Source organism: Solitalea koreensis, from assembly GCF_900182575.1.
GTDB lineage: Bacteria > Bacteroidota > Bacteroidia > Sphingobacteriales > Sphingobacteriaceae > Solitalea > Solitalea koreensis.
Window position 1 is genome coordinate 271483 of the sequence record NZ_FXSZ01000003.1, and the last position, 19973, is coordinate 291455.

Here is a 19973-nt window from a genome sequence, read left to right on the forward strand (position 1 = left end):
GTGCCGACTTTTTTGAATTTATTCGCCCTGAAAGAGCTTAAAGCTCGGTAGAAAGGCTATTCAAAAGAAAGCCTCGCAGAACGAAGCGAGGCTTTCTTTGATTTAGAAATTTATAACCTGTAGCGTTTCGAATTAGCCTCGTGTTTGACCGTTGTGTTTTTGATGTTCGCCACCGTGTCCGCATTTTTTATGGCTCCGATGATGCTTCTCCATAGAACGATGACCTTTAGCCGATGAATTCATTGAGGTAGTTGATAGTAATGTTACTAGAACTAAACTGAGTAATACTGTGGTTTTCATAAATTATAAGGTTGGAATTTTAGAAGTATGACTATCGGATAGATAGTTAGGTTTAGTCTGTAAAGAAAAATTAACGAAACGAAAAAAGGTGTTCTAAATTAAAATCAGAACACCTTTTGTATGGCAAGAAAAGCGGTTATTTAATGGTAGTTGTCAGTTTGGTTTTTTTACGAGGCATTTTTTCATTGCGCATGGCCGTATTATAAACGAAGGTTGCCATAATGGTTGCTGCTTGTTTCAAATCATCAGCTTGTAAACGATCATAGGTATCCATATTGGTGTGGTGTGTGCGCGTACCGTAATCCATTTCATCCTGTATAAATTGAAAACCGGGTATTCCCACCGCATCAAATGAAAGATGATCTGTCCCGCCTGTATTTTTTAATGTAACGGTTGAAGCATCAAGATCTTTAAAAGATTCCAGCCATTTGGCGAAAATAGGAACGGCTTCAGTATTCCCCTGCGTGTAAATACCCCGAATTTTGCCTGTGCCATTATCGAGGTTATAATAGGCCGATAGCTTTTCGTGCTCAGGTAATAATGCCAATGTTTCTTTATTGGCTAAATGCGCTTTTACGTAACCTTTTGAGCCCAATAACCCTTGTTCTTCCGAACTCCATAAAGCTACGCGGATGGTTCTGCGCGGTTTAATATTTAAAGCTTTTAAAATGCGCATTGCTTCCATCACCACCGCCGACCCTGCTCCGTTATCTGTTGCTCCTGTTGCGGCATGCCATGAGTCAAGATGTGCTCCAAGCATTACCAGTTCCGATTTTAATTTTTTATCTGTTCCGGGTATTTCAGCAATGACATTATAGCCTTTCACATCATCTTGTAAAAAACGCGTTTTAGTATCAAACTCCAGCTCAACAGTTTTGCCGGCGTTTAGGAGGCGTAAAATACGTTGGTAATGTTCTGCCGCCATTTCAAATTCAGGTAAAACAGCTTTGGCGTCAAGCGCGTAAGATGCACCGTTGCTTGTAAAGTAAGTGCCGTCAGAACCACGTGTTCCCCCACTTATAATCAATACAGCTCCTTCTTCTTTACAGAAATCCCGTAATTTCCCCAATGCAACTCTTGTTCTGAAATCTTGTGTCACTCTTGGCTTAGGAGCTGCCTGGTTACTTTGGGCGGGCATTTTAAATGCCGCCATTTCTTCTAAATCCTTATCTTCATAGCGTTTGGTATCCGCAGTAAAATGGGGCTTTATTTCAATTTCATTGTCGAGGATAACAATCTTATCGTGCAGCTTACCTTTATAATCGGCAAAATCACTATCCATTTTTATAGTGACCAATACTACTTTACCTTTCAGTAATCCATTAGTTCCTTGAGTCCAGGCTTTTGGAGTGCCAATTAGGGGTTGGTAGTAAGGAAGCGTCATTGCAGCATATGATTTCTCAATTTCCCAACCTCGACCAAAATCTCCCCAAGGCTCCAATTGCACGTTGTGGAGTCCCCATTTAGCGAATTCTTCTTGTGCCCAGTTTTGAGCATTTTTTAGGCCGCTAGAACCTGAAAGGCGAGGGCCGGAAACATCGGTAAGGTTAAAGGCAATGTCCATAACCTTTGAATTGTTTAGGCCTTCATTCCTGATTTTGCTGACCATCTCAAGGTCAACTTTTTCTTCTTGGGCATGTACGGTATAAGCACAGCTGAACAGGAGCAGGATTAGGAGTTGTTGTATTTTCTTCATAGTAATTTGATCAATTAAACTTAAGAAGAAAAATGCCTAGACCCAAGTTCAAACTTAATCCTCGTAATAGCTGGAATAACTAAAATGGAAAGCGATTGGGAGCGATTGTTGAACATTTACGGCTTTTCCGTGGTTGTAACCCGGCCTCCATTTCGGCATTGCTTTTACAAGACGAATGGCTTCTGCATCCAATAGCTTCCCGGCGCTTTTTATAACGCTGATACGATCTATCGATCCGTCTTTTCTGACTACAAAGTATACCTTAACAATGCCTTGCTGGTTTTTCAGGCGTGCTTTTTCAGGGTATTTTAAGTTTTTAGTCAGGAATTTATTTAAAGCAGCACTGCCTCCAGGGAATTCCGGCTTCTGCTCAACATAGGCATAGATGTCGTTGTCTTGCTGAACTAAACTAATGGCCTCTTTTGTAGAAACATTGAAGGACTTGCTTTCTCCAATAAAAGGAAAGAATGAAATAAGAGATAAAAAGGTAAGTAAAAATGATCTTTTAGTCAGCATAATGGTGGTTGGTTTTAGTTTTGATAGACGACTTAATTTTGACGTAAAAGTAAAATTTAGACTGAACTTTGCAAGTTCGGAACACGCAAAAAAAAGACCTCCAAGGTTTTAATTCTTGGAGGGCTTTTGAAAATATTCTGGTGCTATTTTATTTTGTCCAGCTTGTTTGGGTCCGGGTATTTTATGAATTATTGCACCTATTTCTTTTTTGTAGTAATTAATATAACGCCATTTTTAGCTTTTTCGCCGTATTTAGAAATAACGTATTCCCCTTTTTTCACGACTGTAATTGACTCGATATCTGATGGTTTTAGGGTCTTTGCCTTTAAATTATTGGCTTGAATTTCTCCGTCAATTACATATAATGCGTTTTCACTAGAAGGGAGTCCTATTGCAACCTTCTCAGAAACCTTTTCACTAGAAGGGTATGCCACTACAACCACTTCAGAAAGCTTGTTCTCCGGCTCTGTAGGTCCTCCATCTAGTCTAAATACAATGGGCAATGCAAATCGTACGTTTACAGGTTTGCCGTTTTGTTTTCCTGGAGTCCAATTCGGCATTGATTGAACGATGCGAATGGCTTCTTCATCGCAGCCGTTGCCAATTCCTCTTAAAACTTGAGGATCTTTTATGGAACCATCTTTTGCTACTACGAAGCTAACGGTAACCCTTCCCTGTGTTCCTTTCTGTTTGGCAAGTTGTGGATATCGAAGATTTTTACCTATATAACGACCTATTTTATCCATGCCTTCCGGGAATACAGGGTTTTGATCCACATAGTTATAAATGGAATCTATTGCTGCTGTTTCATTAATCGGGGTAGTTGTAGAATTGACTAAAGGTTTAATTTCAGCTTTTGTTTTTTCAATTTTTGTAGAATGCTTCTCTAACTCAGATGTTTTTGTTTCGGTTTTTTCAGGTGTTTCAGTTAAGACAACTTCTTTAACCGCTGTATTTAGTAACGCAGTTGCTTGATTTTCCACTTTTTTAATTTCTTTCTTGATCACAAAGGCGGTAGACGATAAGAAGACCATTGCGGCCAAAACCGGTAATACCACGGTATATTTGACCAAACGCCATGCAGGCACATTTTTTTTATTTAGCATCATAATTCTGTTTTTTAAGATGGTAGGGTTAAAAAATGAATGCGTTAGTTGAGGTTGTTGAGCACCGAGGGCCGAATACACCAAGGTTTCCATGTAAGTAGATACATTGGTTTGATTGCTGGCCAGCTGATCGGCTTGGTATTCATGTATGGTTTTTAAATCATGCTTCAATAAATAAATGGCAGGGTTAAACCAGCAAATGATCTGGATTACTTCCAGAAAGATCACATCATAGCTGTGTTTTAGCTCTATGTGAGCCAGTTCGTGTTTGTAAATGCACAGATCGCAATTTTGGGGAACGAACAAATAATGAAAAAACGAAAAGGAGGATTCATCTGATTCTATTTGCAGTTCTGAATATCCAGGATGATCAATTTTGGGAGCTGATTTGATTTTTTTTCTGAGAAACAGTATTCTTTTAATAAAGAGAATCGTTCCAGCCGTGATTCCAATAAAATAGATCCCGGTCAGTAAATTTAAAACCGAGAAACTGTCCCAAAAGCCGATGGACTTTGATGTGGTTTCAACAACAACCTCATAAAATAGGGCCACTGATTGATTGAGCTGTCTGGCTTCTTTTAAATGACCCAGATTCTCCAGTTTAATTAGAGGGATTAAGAATGCTAAAGTCACCGAGCCTAAAAGCACCCATCTGTTTGCCTTAAAGAATGCTTCTTTTTCAAGAAACAGTTTGTATAAAAGGCAGAAAACCGCCAAATACAGGTTCAATTCCAGAAAATACATCAGTGCCTTCATTTCTGTTCGTTTTTGAATTTTTCCAAAAGCTTAATTAACTCATCGGCCTCGTTTAGTTTAAGGTTTTTCTCCTTCACAAAAAACGAAACCAGATTCTTTACCGAGTTGCCGAAATAGCCACTCATTAGTTGACTTGCGGCAAAGCTTTTATATTCTTCCTGACTAATAAGCGGATAATATTCATGCGTTTTCCCGTAGGCCGTGTAACTAATGACTCCCTTTTTCTCCAGGATGCGAATGATCGTTGAAACAGTATTATAGGCAGGTTTGGGTTCGGGTAATTGCTCGATTACATCTTTTACAAACCCTTTCTTTAAATCCCAGAGTACCTGCATAATTTGCTCTTCGGCTTTAGTAAGTTCTTTTATTTTCATTTGTTCTTTTTATTGAGGTATACTAAAACTATGAAATTAGTTTAATAACTAAAAATATAGTTTAAAATAATTGTCAAATAAATTCTCTCAAAAATCAAAACGTCGAGCTGCATATACCGTTCGACGTTTTGTAAGGCTTGAACTAGCTTTTTAGGATTACAAGGTTCCGTCCTTCATTTTTTGAATAACGTCCGGCCACTCTTTATTTTGAGGATCTAATGCATGGGCTTTTTCCTCCAAAGCAATCCCCTCTGTTTTTTTGCCCATTCTGTACAAAATTTGAGCTTTAGTGTCTATATAGTTTGGGACGTCTTTATGTAACACTAATGATTTTTCACTCCAGGTTAAACCTTCTTGTAATAGTTTTTTATCAGCAACTTTTGCCTCAATTAATGACCATGCTGCTATATTAAGCTTACCCGCAAGGCTTTTTGAATAAGCAGTTTGATAGTATTCTTTCATTTTCGAAAAATCCTGCACTTTAGTGCTATCACGCTTTCCATCAAAAAAGGGCTGCATTACTTTGTCATATTGTTCTTTATTCTTTTGTGCTATTTTCTCAGCTGTTATATTCATCCCTTCCTTTGATAATTCACGCGCCGCTTCCATCAGAAGCGAAATGTTGTTCATCGCAGTGAAGTATTTAAGCTTATATTGAAGCATCATTTCTTCAAAATACGCCGGCTTATTTGGTATTCTGTTCGCATTTACCAATATTTTATTAAACAGTGCCTCATTTTTGTCTTTAATTGCCACTCTCCAGTCGGAGGTGATGGCTTGTACTAATGCATTCTCAGCAATAGGTTTAGATGGGAATTTTTCAAGGTTTGCTAATACCAATTCAAAGGCTTTACAGTCAGAAGTTGTAAGGGATTTTAAAATAGGTGGAGCAAGTTCAGCACTAACGATCTCTTCATTGGATAAGGTTGCAATTACATCATCCAGTAATTTAGGATCGGCCAATTCAAGAGCAGCTTTCCTTTTTAACAGGGTAGTTAAAAATTCTTTCTCTCTTTTTCCGTCAGCATATTCTTTTTCCAATTGCGAAAGTGTTATCGGATTTTTAGTTTCTTCTATCGCTCGATCCGCTAAGTCTAAAAATGGCTTAGGGTCAGGGTTATATCCTGCTCCTCTGTAAACCAATTCTTCGTCAGCTTTAACATATAAAAAGGTTGGATAGGCCCGAACCGCGTATTTTTTGGCCAATTCTTTGCCTTCTCCTTTTTCAGCATCAATGCTATAATTGATAAAAGCTGCGTTGTATTTATCTCCTACTTCTTTTTTAGGAAAAATTTCTTTAGCCATCATTTTACAAGGTCCGCACCAGGTGGTGTACACATCGATAAAGATTGGTTTGCCCGTTTCCTTCGATTTTGCTAATGCCTGCGACCAGGTGCCTTCAAAAAATTGAATGCCCTCTTTTGATGCTGGCGCTTCCTGAGCATAAGCAGATGAAAGGCAACCCAGAATGGCTACAAAAAGTACTACTGTTTTTTTCATAGTGGTTAACTGTTTAGGGAAAATGAATGTTCTATTAAGTTAGGATTTTGAAATAGCTTTTACAACTAAATGTTTAGTTGAAGATAATTTTTCTATAAATGAACTTCCCTGCAAAGATGATAGATGGTCAAATTCTTATATTGTAATCTCCAAATTATGCAGTATGAAAAGAATAGTGCTCTCTTTAGTGATGATTTCATGTTCAATATCTATCGTTTTTGCCCAAACAGTCATTATCAATCGTGATCCTCGTATTGAAAACCTGGTAAAAGCACTATCTGTTGATAATCTTCGCTTTAATGTAAACCAGCTAGTTTCGTTTGGAACACGACATACCTTAAGTGACACGATTTCGAATCAAAGAGGGATTGGAGCAGCCCGAAGGTGGATTTTTTCAGAGATGAGCAAGTATTCAATAGAATCGGGAGGAAGGCTAAAAGTTGAATACGATAGTTTCATGCTTGAGCCGGATGGGAAAAGAGTGCCCAAAACGGTAGAGTTGAAAAATGTGGTGGCAACCCTTCCCGGCGTTGACCCCAAAGACAATCGGGTTTTCGTTGTTAGCGGTCACTTTGATTCGCGGGCTTCGGATGTTAATAATTCTACAATTACAGCTCCTGGAGCGAATGATGATGCATCGGGTACAGCAACGGTAATGGAACTTGCCCGTGTAATGAGTAAAGAACGATTTAGTGCTACGGTCATTTTTGCATGTGTTGCCGGAGAAGAACAAGGTTTATATGGATCAACCCATCTTGCCAAAATAGCCTCCGATAAAAAATGGAATGTGCAAGGCATGATTACCAACGATATTGTGGGCAATAGCTATGGCAATGAAACTGATTTAAAAGACAATCAGAAATTGCGCGTATTTAGCGAGGGCGTTCCGGTTGTTGAAACAGCTGCCTTGGCCACGCAAAGGCAGTCGGTTGGAGGCGAAAATGATAGTCCTGCACGGCAATTTGCACGTTACATTAAAGAAATAGGGGAACGCTATGTTGAAAATTTGGAGGTAAAACTGATCTATCGCCGTGATCGTTATTTACGGGGCGGAGACCATATCCCGTTTAGTAATGCAGGCTTTACGGCTGTTCGAATAACGGAAATGAATGAGAACTTTGATCGCCAGCATCAGGATATTCGAGCCGAAAATGGCAGAGCGTATGGAGATTTGCCTGAATTTGTAGATTATAACTACCTCCAAAAAGTAACAGCGGTGAATCTGGCCACCTTGGCAAATTTGGCAATGGCGCCACAAGAACCTAAAAACGTAGGCATTCTTACTAAACAACTTACTAATGCTACGACTTTAACCTGGGAAGCTCCGGAAGGAATAAAACCCAAGGGATATTATATGTTAGTACGGGAAACCACCAGTCCGTTTTGGGAAAAGAAGATTTTTGTAGCGGGAAGCTTAACTCAGTTTACCTTGCCGGTTTCTAAAGACAATTATTTTTTCGCAGTGCAGTCAGTAGATGAAGCTGGTCATGAGAGTTTGCCCATTTTTCCTAAACCAATAAAATAAATAAACTCAGCGAACTCAGTGTTTTCGCGTGAAATATTGTTACACATAGAGGCGCTGAGTTCGCTGAGGAAAAAAGTGTCCTATTAATCTTTGTTCTTTAGTCTTTAGAAACTTCGCCGCCGCTTGATTCTTCCTTGCTAACACTAGGGTTGCCGTGATAAGAAATATCGCCGCCGCTGCTAGCTACGGCTTTTAATTGCTTGCTTACACTCACGCTTATGTTTGATCCGCTGCTGGCCTGCGCTTCGCAAACTTCGGTCATAAGTTTATTTGCCTCAATGTCGCTGCCACTCGATGATTTAAGATGCGCAACTTTTGCACTTCCGGTTATGGTAGCATCTGAGCCACTGCTGCTTTCAAATGAAAATTCATTGACTTCAATATTTAAAGTAAGATCAGAGCCCGAACTTGCTTTTGCGCTAAATTTATCGGCCTTAATTTTAGTCAGGGTTTTTACATCCGAGCCACTACTTGCCGTAAGGGAATTAAGGGTTTTCGCAGTTACATGTACTTCCGTAGTATGACTCTTTCCTGAAAATAAACCGTTCCAATTGCTTTCCATGTAAATTTCGAGCACACCGTTTTTTACTTCGGTTCTTAAATGCTTCATCGTTTCCGCATCGGCTTTCACTTCAACGCGCTCTGTAGTTCCTTGGCTAATAAAAACGTCAATTCCATTGCTTGATTTAATACCTGTAAAGCCCGAAACATTACGGATTTCAGTATCCGGGATAGCTTTTTTTTCCGTTGTGGCTTTTGCAGATTTGTTAGTTGTTAATTCTGTCTGAGTGAAAGAAATTAATGAAAAACCGACAATGGCAGTTGTTGTAATTAGGGCTATTTTATTTAATGGTTTCATATAGTTGATTGATTTTATTGAGTATATGACGTGCCTAAAAACGAAAATGTTGCACCTGAATGAAAATAAATTAAGAATTACAATCTTGAGCTTTGTAGTTTAATATCAGCGCGTTCAAAAGCTTTATGGTAACGAGTAAGGGTTTTCGCTGCCTCCGTTTTCTTTCCTTGTTTTTGCTCAGCTAAATATAAACCGTATAATGCCCAGCCGTTTTCAGGATACATTTTTAGGTCTTCATGGTAAGCATTGGCTGCGTCAGTGAACTTTCCAGCTTCGATTAAAACGGCTCCTAATACTTCACGAACTGGTTGATGCCAGTCGGCAGGTTCCTGATAGGTTAATGCATCTTCTAACTCAACTGCTTTTTTAAGATCAGAGATTGCTTTACTATAATTACCTTTCCTTGCTTCTATTTCTCCGCTTAATACATTACGGGCAATCTCAAGAACCGTTTGAGCATCATTTTTAAAGAATATTTTAAACTCCTTCAGCTTGCCGTCAACGAGCACATCGTCAAGTTCATTTAATTCCTTTATTGCCATTTCCATTTGGTTTTTTCTCACGTAGGCAATTCCGCGGGCATAACGAAAAGTGCCAACTGAATATTTTAATGTATCTTCTGGCATCGGTTCTTTTAATACGTCATCCCAGAGGCCAAAGCGGGTCATGGTTAAGATGGGCATATGGTAAAAACTTTGCAGTGCTTGGGTGAATATAGGGTCATTTAGCATGGTTTTATCCACCTTTTCGGCCAGTAGTCGCGAAGCTTTAAGTGCAGTTTGACTTCTTCCTTCAAATGTGCTCGAGGCAACTAAAAAATGAATATTGTGCGGATAATACGCTAAGGGATAAGCGCCTTGTGTTTTGCAAAGTTCAAAGTACTTTTCATCCGCTTTAATAGCTGCTTCATTGGCATTGCTTCCATCATGATAACGACCTGTTCTGATATAAACATGCGAAGGCATATGAACTAAATGTCCGGCGCCAGGAAGCATCGTTAAAAGTCTGTCTGCTGCCGGAATTGCTCTGGCTGGGTCATATGAAGCCTCTACAGCATGAATATAGAGATGATTTGCGCCGACATGATTAATGTCTTTAGATAATACGTTTTCAATCTGTGCTACTATTTCAGGAGCCCAAGGTTTTGGCTGCCCCTCCTTGGTCCAATAATCCCAAGGATGTAAGTCCATTAACGATTCAGCATATAATGTAGCTGCATCTAAGTCATTGGGATAGATCTTTGCAACTTCTTTCATTGCATCAGAGTAGGCCTGGTCCAGTTGCGTGCGATCTTCCGGAGGATTTTGGATATAGCGTTTAGAAAGCGCCATAATATATGATTGTTCCCGCACGGTTGCCTTATCTTTTAAATCCACCGCTTTTTGGACATTTTCATAAACTACTTTTGAATCAGCCGGATCCATTGGGGAATTAATGTTCGGACCTAAGCAGAGTGCTTGTCCCCAATAGGCCATGGCACAGTCAGAATCTATTTTGGCCGCTTCACGAAACGAACGATAGGCTTCGGCGTGATTAAAACCATAATAAAGTGCGAGCCCTTGGTCAATGTAGCGTTGTGCATCTTTTGAATTTGTTGTTACCTTGAATTGGTAATTGCCTAAGCCGGGAAGAATTGGGGCAGGGCCGTCAATTGAATCAATTATGGCTACCAGTTTGCCCATGTTCACATTGACGCACAGTGGGATGTTAAACGAGGTGCCATAATTCTCTTTTGACTTTTTTTGTTCAATGTAATCCTGAATAAATAAAGTAGGTGTAAAGAAAGCCAGAAAAAACAGAGAGCGAGTTTTCATGATTTGTAGTTAAATATTTACAAAGAGAATGATCTTAATAAATTTACTACAAATCATAATAAGCTGAAAATTAATAGTCTACAACTATAAAGTTGGGTTGCGAGAGAAGACTATTTGAGCTTGTTTAGAAGATCATATTCTTTTCGGATACTGTTTTCAGCCAGTTCGATAACCTCGTCGGGCGTTTTGCCTTTAGGTTCTATTGCAGGAAGGATATTCCAGCTTAATTTTTCTCCAAAACCTAACGGAAATGTGCCATAACGGTGAAGTTTCCAACTGTCATGAATATAAATGGGCACCACTAATGCATTGGGTGCTTTTTTGAGTAACACATTAATTCCTCCTGGTTTAAAAGGTTTCATTATTCCATCACGAGAGCGTGTGCCTTCCGGGAAGATTACTGCAGAATAGTTATTTTCTTCAATCAATTTACCTAGACGCGCAATTTCTGTAATTGCTTGTTTTGCATCTTTACGATCAATTAAAGCCGCTCCACTATGTTTAAGGTTATATGAAATACTTGGAACACCTTTCCCCAATTCAATTTTTGAAACAAATTTTGGTGTGAATTTACGCAAATACCAAATAATTCCTGGAATATCTAAGGTATGTCCATGGTTGGCAATAAAAATAATGGGACGATTAGTTGGGAGCTCTTCTGAAAAATGCATCCTTACACTTGAGCCCAGAATATAGGGAGTGTGAATCAAAAAGAAATTAAGTGCATCAACTGAAATTTTGTGGGCTTTTTTGCCAAAAACATTTAAAGCGATTACCTGTATGACATGAAACAGGCATAAAAGAATTGCCCAGACCAGAAAATAAATTGGTGTAAAGATGTAAGCGAGTAATTTTTTCATTTATTTATTTATAATCGATCATTATCTAGTAAGAATTTTACTTTCAAAACAGCGGCAATAGTCATTGAATCAGTAATCTGGCCTTTCATAACCATTTCAAAAACCTGCTCAAATGGTATTTTTTTTATAATTAGTTGTTCGGTTTCTTCAGGTTCGGCCTCCTGTTGAGTAAGTCCTTGCGCAACATACAAGATTGATTTTTCGTCAGAAACTGAATTAGAAAGGTACATTTCCTGAATCTTGGTCCAGCGTTCAGCTTTTAAACCGGTTTCTTCCAATAATTCTCGTTGGGCTGATGCTAAGGGATCTGTATTTAACGGGCCGCCTCCTTCCGGGATTTCCCAGCTGTATTGATTTAATGGATAACGGTATTGCCCCACAAGCCAGGTATTCAAATTTTCATCTAAAGGCAAAATGCCAATGGCCAGATTTTTGAAAGATACAACTCCATATATACCTTCGCCTCCGGATGGATTAATTACTTGGTGTTCGGTAAGGCTAATCCACGGGTTTTTATATTTTAACTCTGATTGAACAGTAGTCCATGGGTTTTTATTTTCATCCATTGCGACAAAAATAAGTAAATTTTGTTTCTCGCTTAGTCGTTGAGGTCGATGAGAAAAACATTGTTGATTTTGTGGTTCTGCACTGAAATTTATTCTAAATCTCAAAACATGGAAAAACCTCTTCAACTCATCTTGAAGAGGCCTTTCCAATGTTTGACAATCGCCGAAATGATTGTCTTTATTCTTTGATCTATCTTCTTTATCTCAAAATTATAAATTAAAAGCAGCCTTGATTTTGTCTACATAATCAAGCTTCTCCCAGGTAAATAATTCTACTTCTTTTGTGAATTTTTCACCTGTTGGAGAGAAGAAGGATTTGGTAACCACTTCATTTTTACGCCCCATGTGCCCATAAGCAGCAGTTTCCAAATAAATTGGATTACGAAGCTTTAAGCGTTGTTCAATATAATAAGGACGTAGGTCGAAAATTTCACTTACTTTTTTCGAAATTTCACCATCTGTTAGGTTAACTTTTGCGGTACCATACGTATTAACGTATAAACCGCAAGGCTGTGCAACGCCAATCGCGTATGATACCTGAACAAGTACTTCATCACATACTCCGGCAGCAACTAAGTTTTTAGCAATGTGACGAGTTGCATAGGCTGCAGAACGGTCTACTTTTGAAGGATCTTTTCCTGAAAATGCTCCGCCTCCGTGGGCGCCTTTCCCACCGTATGTATCAACAATAATTTTGCGGCCGGTTAATCCGGTGTCGCCATGAGGCCCTCCAATTACGAATTTGCCGGTTGGGTTGATATGAAAAGTAATCTGATCATCAAACAAAGCCTGGATATCACTTTTCTGTTTCGCTTTAACTCTTGGAATAAGCACCTTGATAATGTCTTCGCGAATTTTAAGTGCCATATTCTCTTCGGTGTCGAAATCGTCGTGTTGGGTCGACACAACAATTGTATCAATACGTACCGGACGGTGATCGTCGCTGTATTCAATCGTTACCTGAGATTTTGCATCAGGACGTAAATAGGTTATATCACTGTTTTCACGTCGAAGAGCTGCCAGTTCAATTAATAATTGATGAGCTAAATCAAGTGCCAATGGCATATAGTGATCAGTCTCATTTGTAGCATAACCGAACATCATTCCCTGGTCGCCGGCTCCCTGATCTTCAGGCTTGGTACGAACAACACCTTGGTTTATATCACTTGATTGTTCATGGATGGCTGAAAGAACACCACATGAATTGGCTTCAAACATGTATTCGCTTTTAGTATATCCAATTTTGCGAATCACTTCACGCGCAATTTGTTGAACATCTAAATACGTTTTTGATTTCACTTCGCCTGCCAAAATTACCTGACCTGTGGTAACCAGCGTTTCACAAGCTACCTTTGATTCTGGATCAAAAGCCAAGAAATTATCGATCAATGCATCAGAAATCTGATCTGCTACTTTATCAGGGTGTCCTTCTGAAACAGATTCAGATGTAAATAAATAAGCCATAAGTTTATACTTCTATAAAATAAAAATGATCAGAATGGTATGATTGGAAGGATAAAAAGCAGGTCTATTGGTTTTAGCACTTTTTAACGTGGTTGCAATCAATCAAATCATTCCACATATCGAGGCGCAAAAATAATAATTATTTTATAAAACAATCTGTCATGCCATGGTAAATAATGATTGGTTCATTTTGAGAGCATTGTCTATTATTGAAGCCTTGCCGATAAATTGGTCTTCTTTCTATGCACAAGCGTTATGATCTATTTAGTATTCGACTAACTTTGCGATATTCATAACAGTTTTAAAACATTAGCGTTGACAAAAAAGAACATATTGTTTGTAATAAACCCCATTTCAGGTGGGCGAAGCAAGCATAGAGTTGAATCCTCTATCATTGAAAAATTAGATCATAGCATTTATGAATATGAAATGGCGTATTCAAATGCAGTTGATCATGCCCGAAAACTTTCTAAATCGGCTGCTTATCTTGGCTTTGATGTGGTTGTTGCAGTAGGGGGTGATGGTACTGTTAATGAGGTTGCCCGCGGCTTGTTAAGTATTAACTCTCATGCAGCATTGGGCGTAATTCCCTTCGGTTCAGGTAATGGTTTGGCCAGGCATCTGGGTATACCAATGGATATAGAGAAGGCAATAGAAGTGCTCAATAAACATGATCTTATTTCAATAGATACCGCTGTTATGAATGAGGAGCCTTTTTTTAACGTTGCAGGTACAGGTTTTGACGCGCACATCAGTTTTCTTTTTGCTAATGATAAAAAGCGGGGGCTTTGGGGTTACGCTAAGGCGGTGCTAAATGAATTCGCTAACTATAAGCCTCAGAAATATGCCATCTCAATTGATGGAAAACTGTTGGAAAGAAATGCATTTATGTTAAGCATTGCTAACTCAAGTCAATTTGGTAATAACGCTCATATTGCACCTCATGCAAGTTTGGTCGATGGTGTTTTAGATATTGCAATTGTTAAGCCTTTTCCTTTGTATCAATTTCCTGTTTTGGCATTTCGATTGTTGGCTCGTAATGTGGATAAATCTGATTATGTAGAGATTATAAAAGGATCTGAGATAAAAATTAAACGATTAGAGGCAGGCCCAATTCACCTTGATGGAGAACCACGGGAGATGGGTGCTGAATTAGAGATTAAGGTACGTCCTGGTACATTAAATGTTCTCAAGAATTAAGAGGTCAACACAAAGAAGTATTGTTTTTGTTCCTATATATAAGTAATGATGAAAAAGAGTAAAAATATTTCAGGAGTAGTTTTTTCAACAGATCCAGATTTTAATTATCAGTTTGATGATGCCCCGGAACAAGAAACATTGCCTCCAAACAAACAAGATTTACGTGTACAACTCGATAAAAAACAGCGTGGAGGGAAAGCTGTTACACTGATAACCGGATTTATTGGAACCACAACCGATCTGGAAGTTTTGGGTAAAAAATTGAAAACAAAATGTGGAGTTGGGGGAAGCGCAAAAGATGGCGAAATTCTTATTCAAGGGGACTTTAGGGATAAGATTATTGCTTTTTTGCAAGCTGATGGATATAAAGTAAAAAAAATCGGAGGCTAATAAGGATATTAAAAACTGGGTTTAAACTGTTTAAATGCTTGTTGTTGTAGCGTAAAAATAACACTAAGCTGTTGCTTGAACCGCCTTTGTTTTGACAATTAAGGCTATTTTACTCATTTTTGTCTTACCAATCAATAATACTTTTTTTATGGAGAATGAACTTGGATTCAAGGCTCCGCACGCAACTTTAAAGGATCTCGGAATCAATAATGTTGCTGCCGCCTATTGGAATTTAACACCATCAGAATTAATTGAAAAAGCGGTTGTCCGGGGAGAAGGACACCTAGTGGATTCAGGAGCTCTAGCCATTGATACCGGGGAGTTTACTGGCCGATCACCAAAAGATCGTTTTATTGTCGCTGACGAAGTAACAGAAAATGCGGTGTGGTGGGGAGACATCAATATTAAGTTTTCACCTGAAAAATTTGATGCCCTCTATAACAAAATGACAGCATTCCTTAATGGAAAAACTGTTTTTGTTCGTGATTCTTATGCATGTGCTGACCCGGCATACAAACTTAACATCCGGGTTGTTGCAGAAGCTGCGTATCAGAGCCTGTTCGCCAACAACCTTTTTCTCCGACCAACTCAAGATGAGCTATTAAGCTTTAATCCTGAGTGGACAATCATAGCTATCCCTTCGTTTATGGCTGATCCGGCTGTAGATGGAACCCGTCAACATAATTTCGCGGTGTTAAACTTTACCCGTAAGGTTATTTTAATTGGCGGTACAGGGTATACTGGTGAAATTAAAAAAGGAATTTTCTCTGCTTTAAATTTCATTTTACCTCATCAAAAAAATGTACTGTCGATGCATTGTTCGGCAAACATTGGTAAAGACGGAGATACGGCTATTTTCTTTGGTTTGTCAGGAACTGGAAAAACTACATTGTCAGCTGATCCAAATCGTGCACTTATCGGGGATGATGAGCATGGTTGGGCAGGAAATTCTGTTTTTAACTTCGAAGGGGGCTGTTATGCAAAGTGTGTTGATTTAACTGCTGAGAAAGAACCTCAAATCTTCAACGCAATTAAATTCGGTTCTTTATTAGAAAATGTACGTTGTTTTGAAGGCACTTCTACTGTTGATTTCTCCAATATTACCGTAACCGAGAATACTCGTGTTTCGTATCCTATTGAGTATATTGATAATGCAGTTAGGCCTTCTGTAGGAACGGCACCTAAAAACATCTTCTTCCTTACTGCGGATGCTTTTGGGGTATTGCCTCCTATTTCTAAATTAACAAAGGGACAGGCAATGTTTCATTTTATTTCCGGTTACACTGCAAAGGTTGCCGGAACTGAAGCCGGTGTTACAGAGCCACAGGCTACATTCTCAGCAGGTTTCGGAAAAGCATTCCTTCCTCTGCATCCGACTAAATATGCCGATTTGTTGGGTAAAAAGATGGATGAGAACAAAGTTAATGTTTGGTTAATCAATACTGGATGGACAGGCGGCCCTTATGGCGTGGGTTCACGTATGAAATTAGCATTTACAAGAGCAATGATTACAGCAGCTCTTAATGGGGAATTAGATAATGTAGATTACCAAACGGATTCTGTATTCGGACTTCATATTCCAATTACTTGTCCTAATGTTCCATCAGAAATATTAAATCCAGTGAATACCTGGGCTGATAAAGAGGCATATGCGATTAAAGCTCATGATCTTGCAGGTAGGTTTATTAAGAATTTCGAACAGTTTGCTGATGCAGCAAGTGCCGAAATTAAAGAAGCTATGCCAAAGGTTACAGCTCATGTATAATCTTTAATAATAATAATAGTGTGTGTGTAAAGCTCTCTCGAATTTCGAGGGAGCTTTTTTTTTTAAAAAAAAGGGCAATTTGACTCAATTGTAAAATAAAATTCTGCCAAATTGAGCGCAACTAGTGTTAAATAATTGTTATCAGGGTAAAAAAAATTTTTTATTATTGTAAAGTTTATATTTTTGCAAACGCTCTATTTATAAAAGCGTATAGAAAAGCTTATATTAAGGATTTAAAACAATAATTTAATTTTTTTAACAATGGCAAACGCAGCACAAACAACAGTTAAGAAGACAGAGAACGCTAAGTTTAATTCAAATTTCGCCTCTTGGGTTATTCCTATTTGTATTATCGTAGGGGTACTCATTTACAAATTTGTGATGGGTAATCCTTCAAATTTTGAGGGCGGGATCGTAAACGAAACCGCAGAACCAGTTAAAGAGGGCGCAGGCCACTGGTTAGGTATTATCTACAAAGGTGGTTTTATCGTACCTATTTTGATGGGTTTAATTTTATTAAATCTTTCAATTGCAATTGAGCGCTTTATTACTATTCGTAAAGCTGCTGGAAAAGGATCTGCTCAAACTTTTGTAGCAAAAATTCGTTCGTTATTGTCGGCTGGTAATGTTGATGCAGCGATTAAAGAATGTGACGTTCAACAAGGTTCAGTTGCTAACGTAGTGAAATCAGCCTTGATTAAATATAAAGAAATGGAAATTGAAACTGGTATGGACGTTGATCAGAAGGTTTTAGCAATCCAAAAAGAAGTTGAAGAAGCAACTACGTTGGAACTTCCTATGCTAGAGAAAAATTTAGTAATTACTGCTACTTTAGCATCGGTTTCAACACTTGTTGCTCTTTTAGGTACTGTATTGGGTATGATTAGAGCTTTCTCGGCTCTTGGTACCGGTGGTGCTCCTGACTCTGCTCAATTGGCTGCGGGTATTTCTGAAGCCTTGATCAATACCGCTTTAGGTATTATGAACTCAGCTATCGCGATCGTTCTTTACTCTACTTTCACTTCTCAAATCGATAAAATTACCTACGCTATTGACGAAGCTGGTTATAGTATTGTGCAAACATTCGCGGCTAAGAACAAATAATCCTCGCGTTGTTTTATACAGCTGATAGTTAGATACTTAATTCATAAATATTCGTTAAATTAGATATAAATGTCAAAAGTTAAAGTTCCACGCAAAAGCACTTGGGTCGACATGACGGCGATGACGGATGTTGCTTTCTTGCTTTTGACTTTTTTTATGCTGGCAACAACTGCAAGGCCTGAAGAACCGGTTACGGTTGATACTCCTTCGTCAATTGCGGAGTTTAAGCTTCCGGATACCAAAGTGATTATTGTTACTGTTGATAAGACAGGAAGAGTATTCTTTGATTTGAAAGGGAAGGACTTCAGAAGAGCATTGATTGAGAAGATGGCAGCAAAGAGACAAGTAGCCCTGTCTCCGGAAGAAATGGATCGATTTTCATTGCTTTCAGCATTTGGAGCACCAATGAATGAAATGAAGTCATTTCTTGAGCTTAATCCGGATCAGCGCAAACAGTATAACGTACAAACCAAGGGTATCCCTTCTGATTCTACAAATAATGAGTTAGCTGATTGGTTGGTCGAATCTCGTAAAGTAACAGGCAATACAGCCATCATTGCTATTAAGGGTGATGTTGATGCGAACTATCCTGTTTTTAAACAGATCATCAAGACTTTGCAGGATCAAAAAGCCAACCGATTTAACCTCATTACCGGATTGGAGAGAAAGTAGTAATAATTTTAAAAGAGACATTGAATTATGGCAGATATAGATAGCTCCGGTGGTGGTAGTAGCCCAAAGAAAGGGAAAAAGAAAAGAGGTAAAAAGCTTTCTACCCGCGTTGATATGACGCCAATGGTAGACTTGGGTTTCCTTTTGATTACTTTCTTCATGTTAACTACTAGCATGAGTAAGCCTCAAGCAATGGAAATCAACGTGCCTGATAACACTAAGATTCCTGAAAATCAGGAAACGAAGATTAAAGCTTCTCAGGCAATGACCATTCTTTTAACAGGTAAAGATCAAATTGTGTATTATTTCGGCGTTGGCGAGGAAGTACAAGAGCCGCAAATTACCGACTATAGTGCAGGTGGTATTCGCAAGATTTTATTAGACGAAGCTCGTAAACGTAATCCTTCGTTTGATTCGATTGCTGTTTATGAAAATCAGTTCAAGTCCGGAAAGATTTCCGAAGAACTATATAAAGCGAACAGGCTTCGTATTCAAGGATATAAAAACGGTCTTATTATTTTGATTAAGGCTGACGATAAAGCACGCTATAAAAACTTTGTTGATATTCTTGACGAAATGCTGATTACAAACAATGGCCGTTATGCTATTGTTGATATTGCTCCTAGCGATTTAAAAATGATTGAGACCAATCCTTACCTTAAAAAGTAAGATAAATATTTGTAAAAATGGCAGGAAAGATAGATTTAGAAGATAGCGTCTGGTGCGAGCAAGTATTTGAAGGAAAAAATAAAAGTTACGGTGCTTACGACTTGAGAAAAAGATACTCAAGTACGTTACGAAAAAGCACAATTTTAGCGGTTATCTTTTTTTCACTCGCAATTGCGGCTCCACTAATTGCTAAAATTATTTCAGGAATGGAACCTGAAGATAATGATATTAAGGTTGTTCAGGCTAATGAATTAATGGCGCCACCGCCACTTGATAAAGCGCAGCCGCCTCCACCACCTCCACCTTCGGAGCCACCTCCACCACCGGTGCGTACTACTATTAAGTTTACACCGCCGGTAGTCAAGAAGGATGAAGAAGTGCATGATGAACCACCTCCAGTACAAGAGGAAATTAAGGCACAAGTTGGTACTGAAACGGTAAAAGGTAAAGATACAGGTCCTCCTCCAGTAGAAGAACCAACGATTTCAGGAAACGGTAACGCAGTTGTTGAGGAATCAAATGAAGTGTTTTACCATGTGGAAGAGAATCCTGAATATCCGGGAGGAATTGATCAAATTGGTAAATTCATTGGAAAAACACTACGATACCCACCAATGGCCCGTGAAACCGGAGTACAAGGTCGTGTAACCGTTACTTTTGTTGTTGAAAAAGACGGTTCAATTACCGATGTTACTGTATTAAGAGGTATAGGATCTGGCTGTGATGAAGAGGCCGTTAGAGTTATTAAAGCCATGCCGAAATGGAAACCAGGTAAGCAAAATGGTAAACCGGTGCGTGTTCACTTTAGTTTGCCTATTATGTTTAGGTTAGACTAAA

Annotated in this window: 19 protein-coding genes; 8 read left to right on the forward strand and 11 right to left on the reverse strand. The window is 38.7% G+C overall.

Annotation, left to right across the window (positions count from 1 at the left end):
* Positions 1-132: 132 nt before the first annotated feature.
* From FN756_RS14450 to FN756_RS06665, 6 genes are all read right to left on the reverse strand, one after another.
* Complete coding sequence (locus FN756_RS14450; RefSeq protein ID WP_185955206.1) at positions 133-300, reverse strand: hypothetical protein; 168 nt, start codon at positions 298-300, stop codon at positions 133-135.
* Between the two features lie 136 nt (positions 301-436).
* Positions 437-1996 (reverse strand): M28 family metallopeptidase, encoded by a 1560-nt coding sequence (locus tag FN756_RS06645; protein ID WP_142602595.1) that lies wholly within the window; start codon positions 1994-1996, stop codon positions 437-439.
* A gap of 54 nt (positions 1997-2050) precedes the next feature.
* Positions 2051-2512: an energy transducer TonB gene (locus FN756_RS06650; RefSeq protein ID WP_142602597.1), complete on the reverse strand. Its 462-nt coding sequence runs from the start codon at positions 2510-2512 to the stop codon at positions 2051-2053.
* Between the two features lie 197 nt (positions 2513-2709).
* Entirely contained in the window at positions 2710-4374 is a 1665-nt protein-coding gene (locus FN756_RS06655) for a M56 family metallopeptidase (RefSeq protein WP_142602599.1), read from the reverse strand.
* Positions 4371-4748: a BlaI/MecI/CopY family transcriptional regulator gene (locus FN756_RS06660; RefSeq protein ID WP_142602601.1), complete on the reverse strand. Its 378-nt coding sequence runs from the start codon at positions 4746-4748 to the stop codon at positions 4371-4373. Before FN756_RS06660 ends, FN756_RS06655 begins: the two co-directional genes overlap by 4 nt.
* A 156-nt stretch (positions 4749-4904) precedes the next feature.
* The gene (locus FN756_RS06665; RefSeq protein ID WP_142602603.1) at positions 4905-6248 is read right to left on the reverse strand and encodes a thioredoxin family protein; all 1344 of its coding nucleotides are present in this window, start codon (positions 6246-6248) and stop codon (positions 4905-4907) included.
* 163 nt (positions 6249-6411) lie between these two features.
* Here FN756_RS06665 and FN756_RS06670 point away from each other — a divergent pair, with 163 nt between their 5' ends.
* Complete coding sequence (locus FN756_RS06670; RefSeq protein ID WP_142602605.1) at positions 6412-7773, forward strand: M28 family peptidase; 1362 nt, start codon at positions 6412-6414, stop codon at positions 7771-7773.
* A 97-nt stretch (positions 7774-7870) separates the two neighbouring features.
* Here the strand turns inward: FN756_RS06670 and FN756_RS06675 are convergent, their stop codons facing one another.
* The 5 genes from FN756_RS06675 to metK all read right to left on the reverse strand — a co-directional run bounded on the left by FN756_RS06675 (position 7871) and on the right by metK (position 13336).
* The gene (locus FN756_RS06675) at positions 7871-8632 is read right to left on the reverse strand and encodes a head GIN domain-containing protein (RefSeq protein WP_142602607.1); all 762 of its coding nucleotides are present in this window, start codon (positions 8630-8632) and stop codon (positions 7871-7873) included.
* A 77-nt stretch (positions 8633-8709) separates the two neighbouring features.
* The gene (locus FN756_RS06680; RefSeq protein WP_142602609.1) at positions 8710-10446 is read right to left on the reverse strand and encodes a tetratricopeptide repeat protein; all 1737 of its coding nucleotides are present in this window, start codon (positions 10444-10446) and stop codon (positions 8710-8712) included.
* Positions 10447-10556: 110 nt separating this feature from the next.
* On the reverse strand, positions 10557-11306 hold the full coding sequence (locus FN756_RS06685) for a lysophospholipid acyltransferase family protein (protein ID WP_142602611.1): 750 nt from the start codon (positions 11304-11306) through the stop codon (positions 10557-10559).
* A gap of 8 nt (positions 11307-11314) precedes the next feature.
* Positions 11315-11872 (reverse strand): NUDIX domain-containing protein, encoded by a 558-nt coding sequence (locus tag FN756_RS06690; RefSeq protein ID WP_142602613.1) that lies wholly within the window; start codon positions 11870-11872, stop codon positions 11315-11317.
* Between the two features lie 210 nt (positions 11873-12082).
* On the reverse strand, positions 12083-13336 hold the full coding sequence (gene metK, locus FN756_RS06695; protein ID WP_142602615.1) for a methionine adenosyltransferase: 1254 nt from the start codon (positions 13334-13336) through the stop codon (positions 12083-12085).
* Between the two features lie 315 nt (positions 13337-13651).
* Here metK and FN756_RS06700 point away from each other — a divergent pair, with 315 nt between their 5' ends.
* The 7 genes from FN756_RS06700 to FN756_RS06730 all read left to right on the forward strand — a co-directional run bounded on the left by FN756_RS06700 (position 13652) and on the right by FN756_RS06730 (position 19972).
* Positions 13652-14536: a diacylglycerol/lipid kinase family protein gene (locus FN756_RS06700; RefSeq protein WP_142602617.1), complete on the forward strand. Its 885-nt coding sequence runs from the start codon at positions 13652-13654 to the stop codon at positions 14534-14536.
* Positions 14537-14584: 48 nt separating this feature from the next.
* Complete coding sequence (locus tag FN756_RS06705; RefSeq protein ID WP_142602619.1) at positions 14585-14926, forward strand: translation initiation factor; 342 nt, start codon at positions 14585-14587, stop codon at positions 14924-14926.
* 148 nt (positions 14927-15074) lie between these two features.
* On the forward strand, positions 15075-16691 hold the full coding sequence (pckA, locus tag FN756_RS06710) for a phosphoenolpyruvate carboxykinase (ATP) (protein WP_142602621.1): 1617 nt from the start codon (positions 15075-15077) through the stop codon (positions 16689-16691).
* Between the two features lie 261 nt (positions 16692-16952).
* Positions 16953-17795 (forward strand): MotA/TolQ/ExbB proton channel family protein, encoded by an 843-nt coding sequence (locus FN756_RS06715; RefSeq protein ID WP_142602623.1) that lies wholly within the window; start codon positions 16953-16955, stop codon positions 17793-17795.
* 69 nt (positions 17796-17864) lie between these two features.
* Complete coding sequence (locus tag FN756_RS06720) at positions 17865-18467, forward strand: ExbD/TolR family protein (RefSeq protein ID WP_142602625.1); 603 nt, start codon at positions 17865-17867, stop codon at positions 18465-18467.
* Between the two features lie 27 nt (positions 18468-18494).
* Positions 18495-19136, forward strand: coding sequence for an ExbD/TolR family protein (locus FN756_RS06725; RefSeq protein ID WP_142602627.1), 642 nt, complete (start codon positions 18495-18497; stop codon positions 19134-19136).
* Between the two features lie 17 nt (positions 19137-19153).
* The gene (locus tag FN756_RS06730; RefSeq protein ID WP_142602628.1) at positions 19154-19972 is read left to right on the forward strand and encodes an energy transducer TonB; all 819 of its coding nucleotides are present in this window, start codon (positions 19154-19156) and stop codon (positions 19970-19972) included.
* Position 19973: the final 1 nt, after the last annotated feature.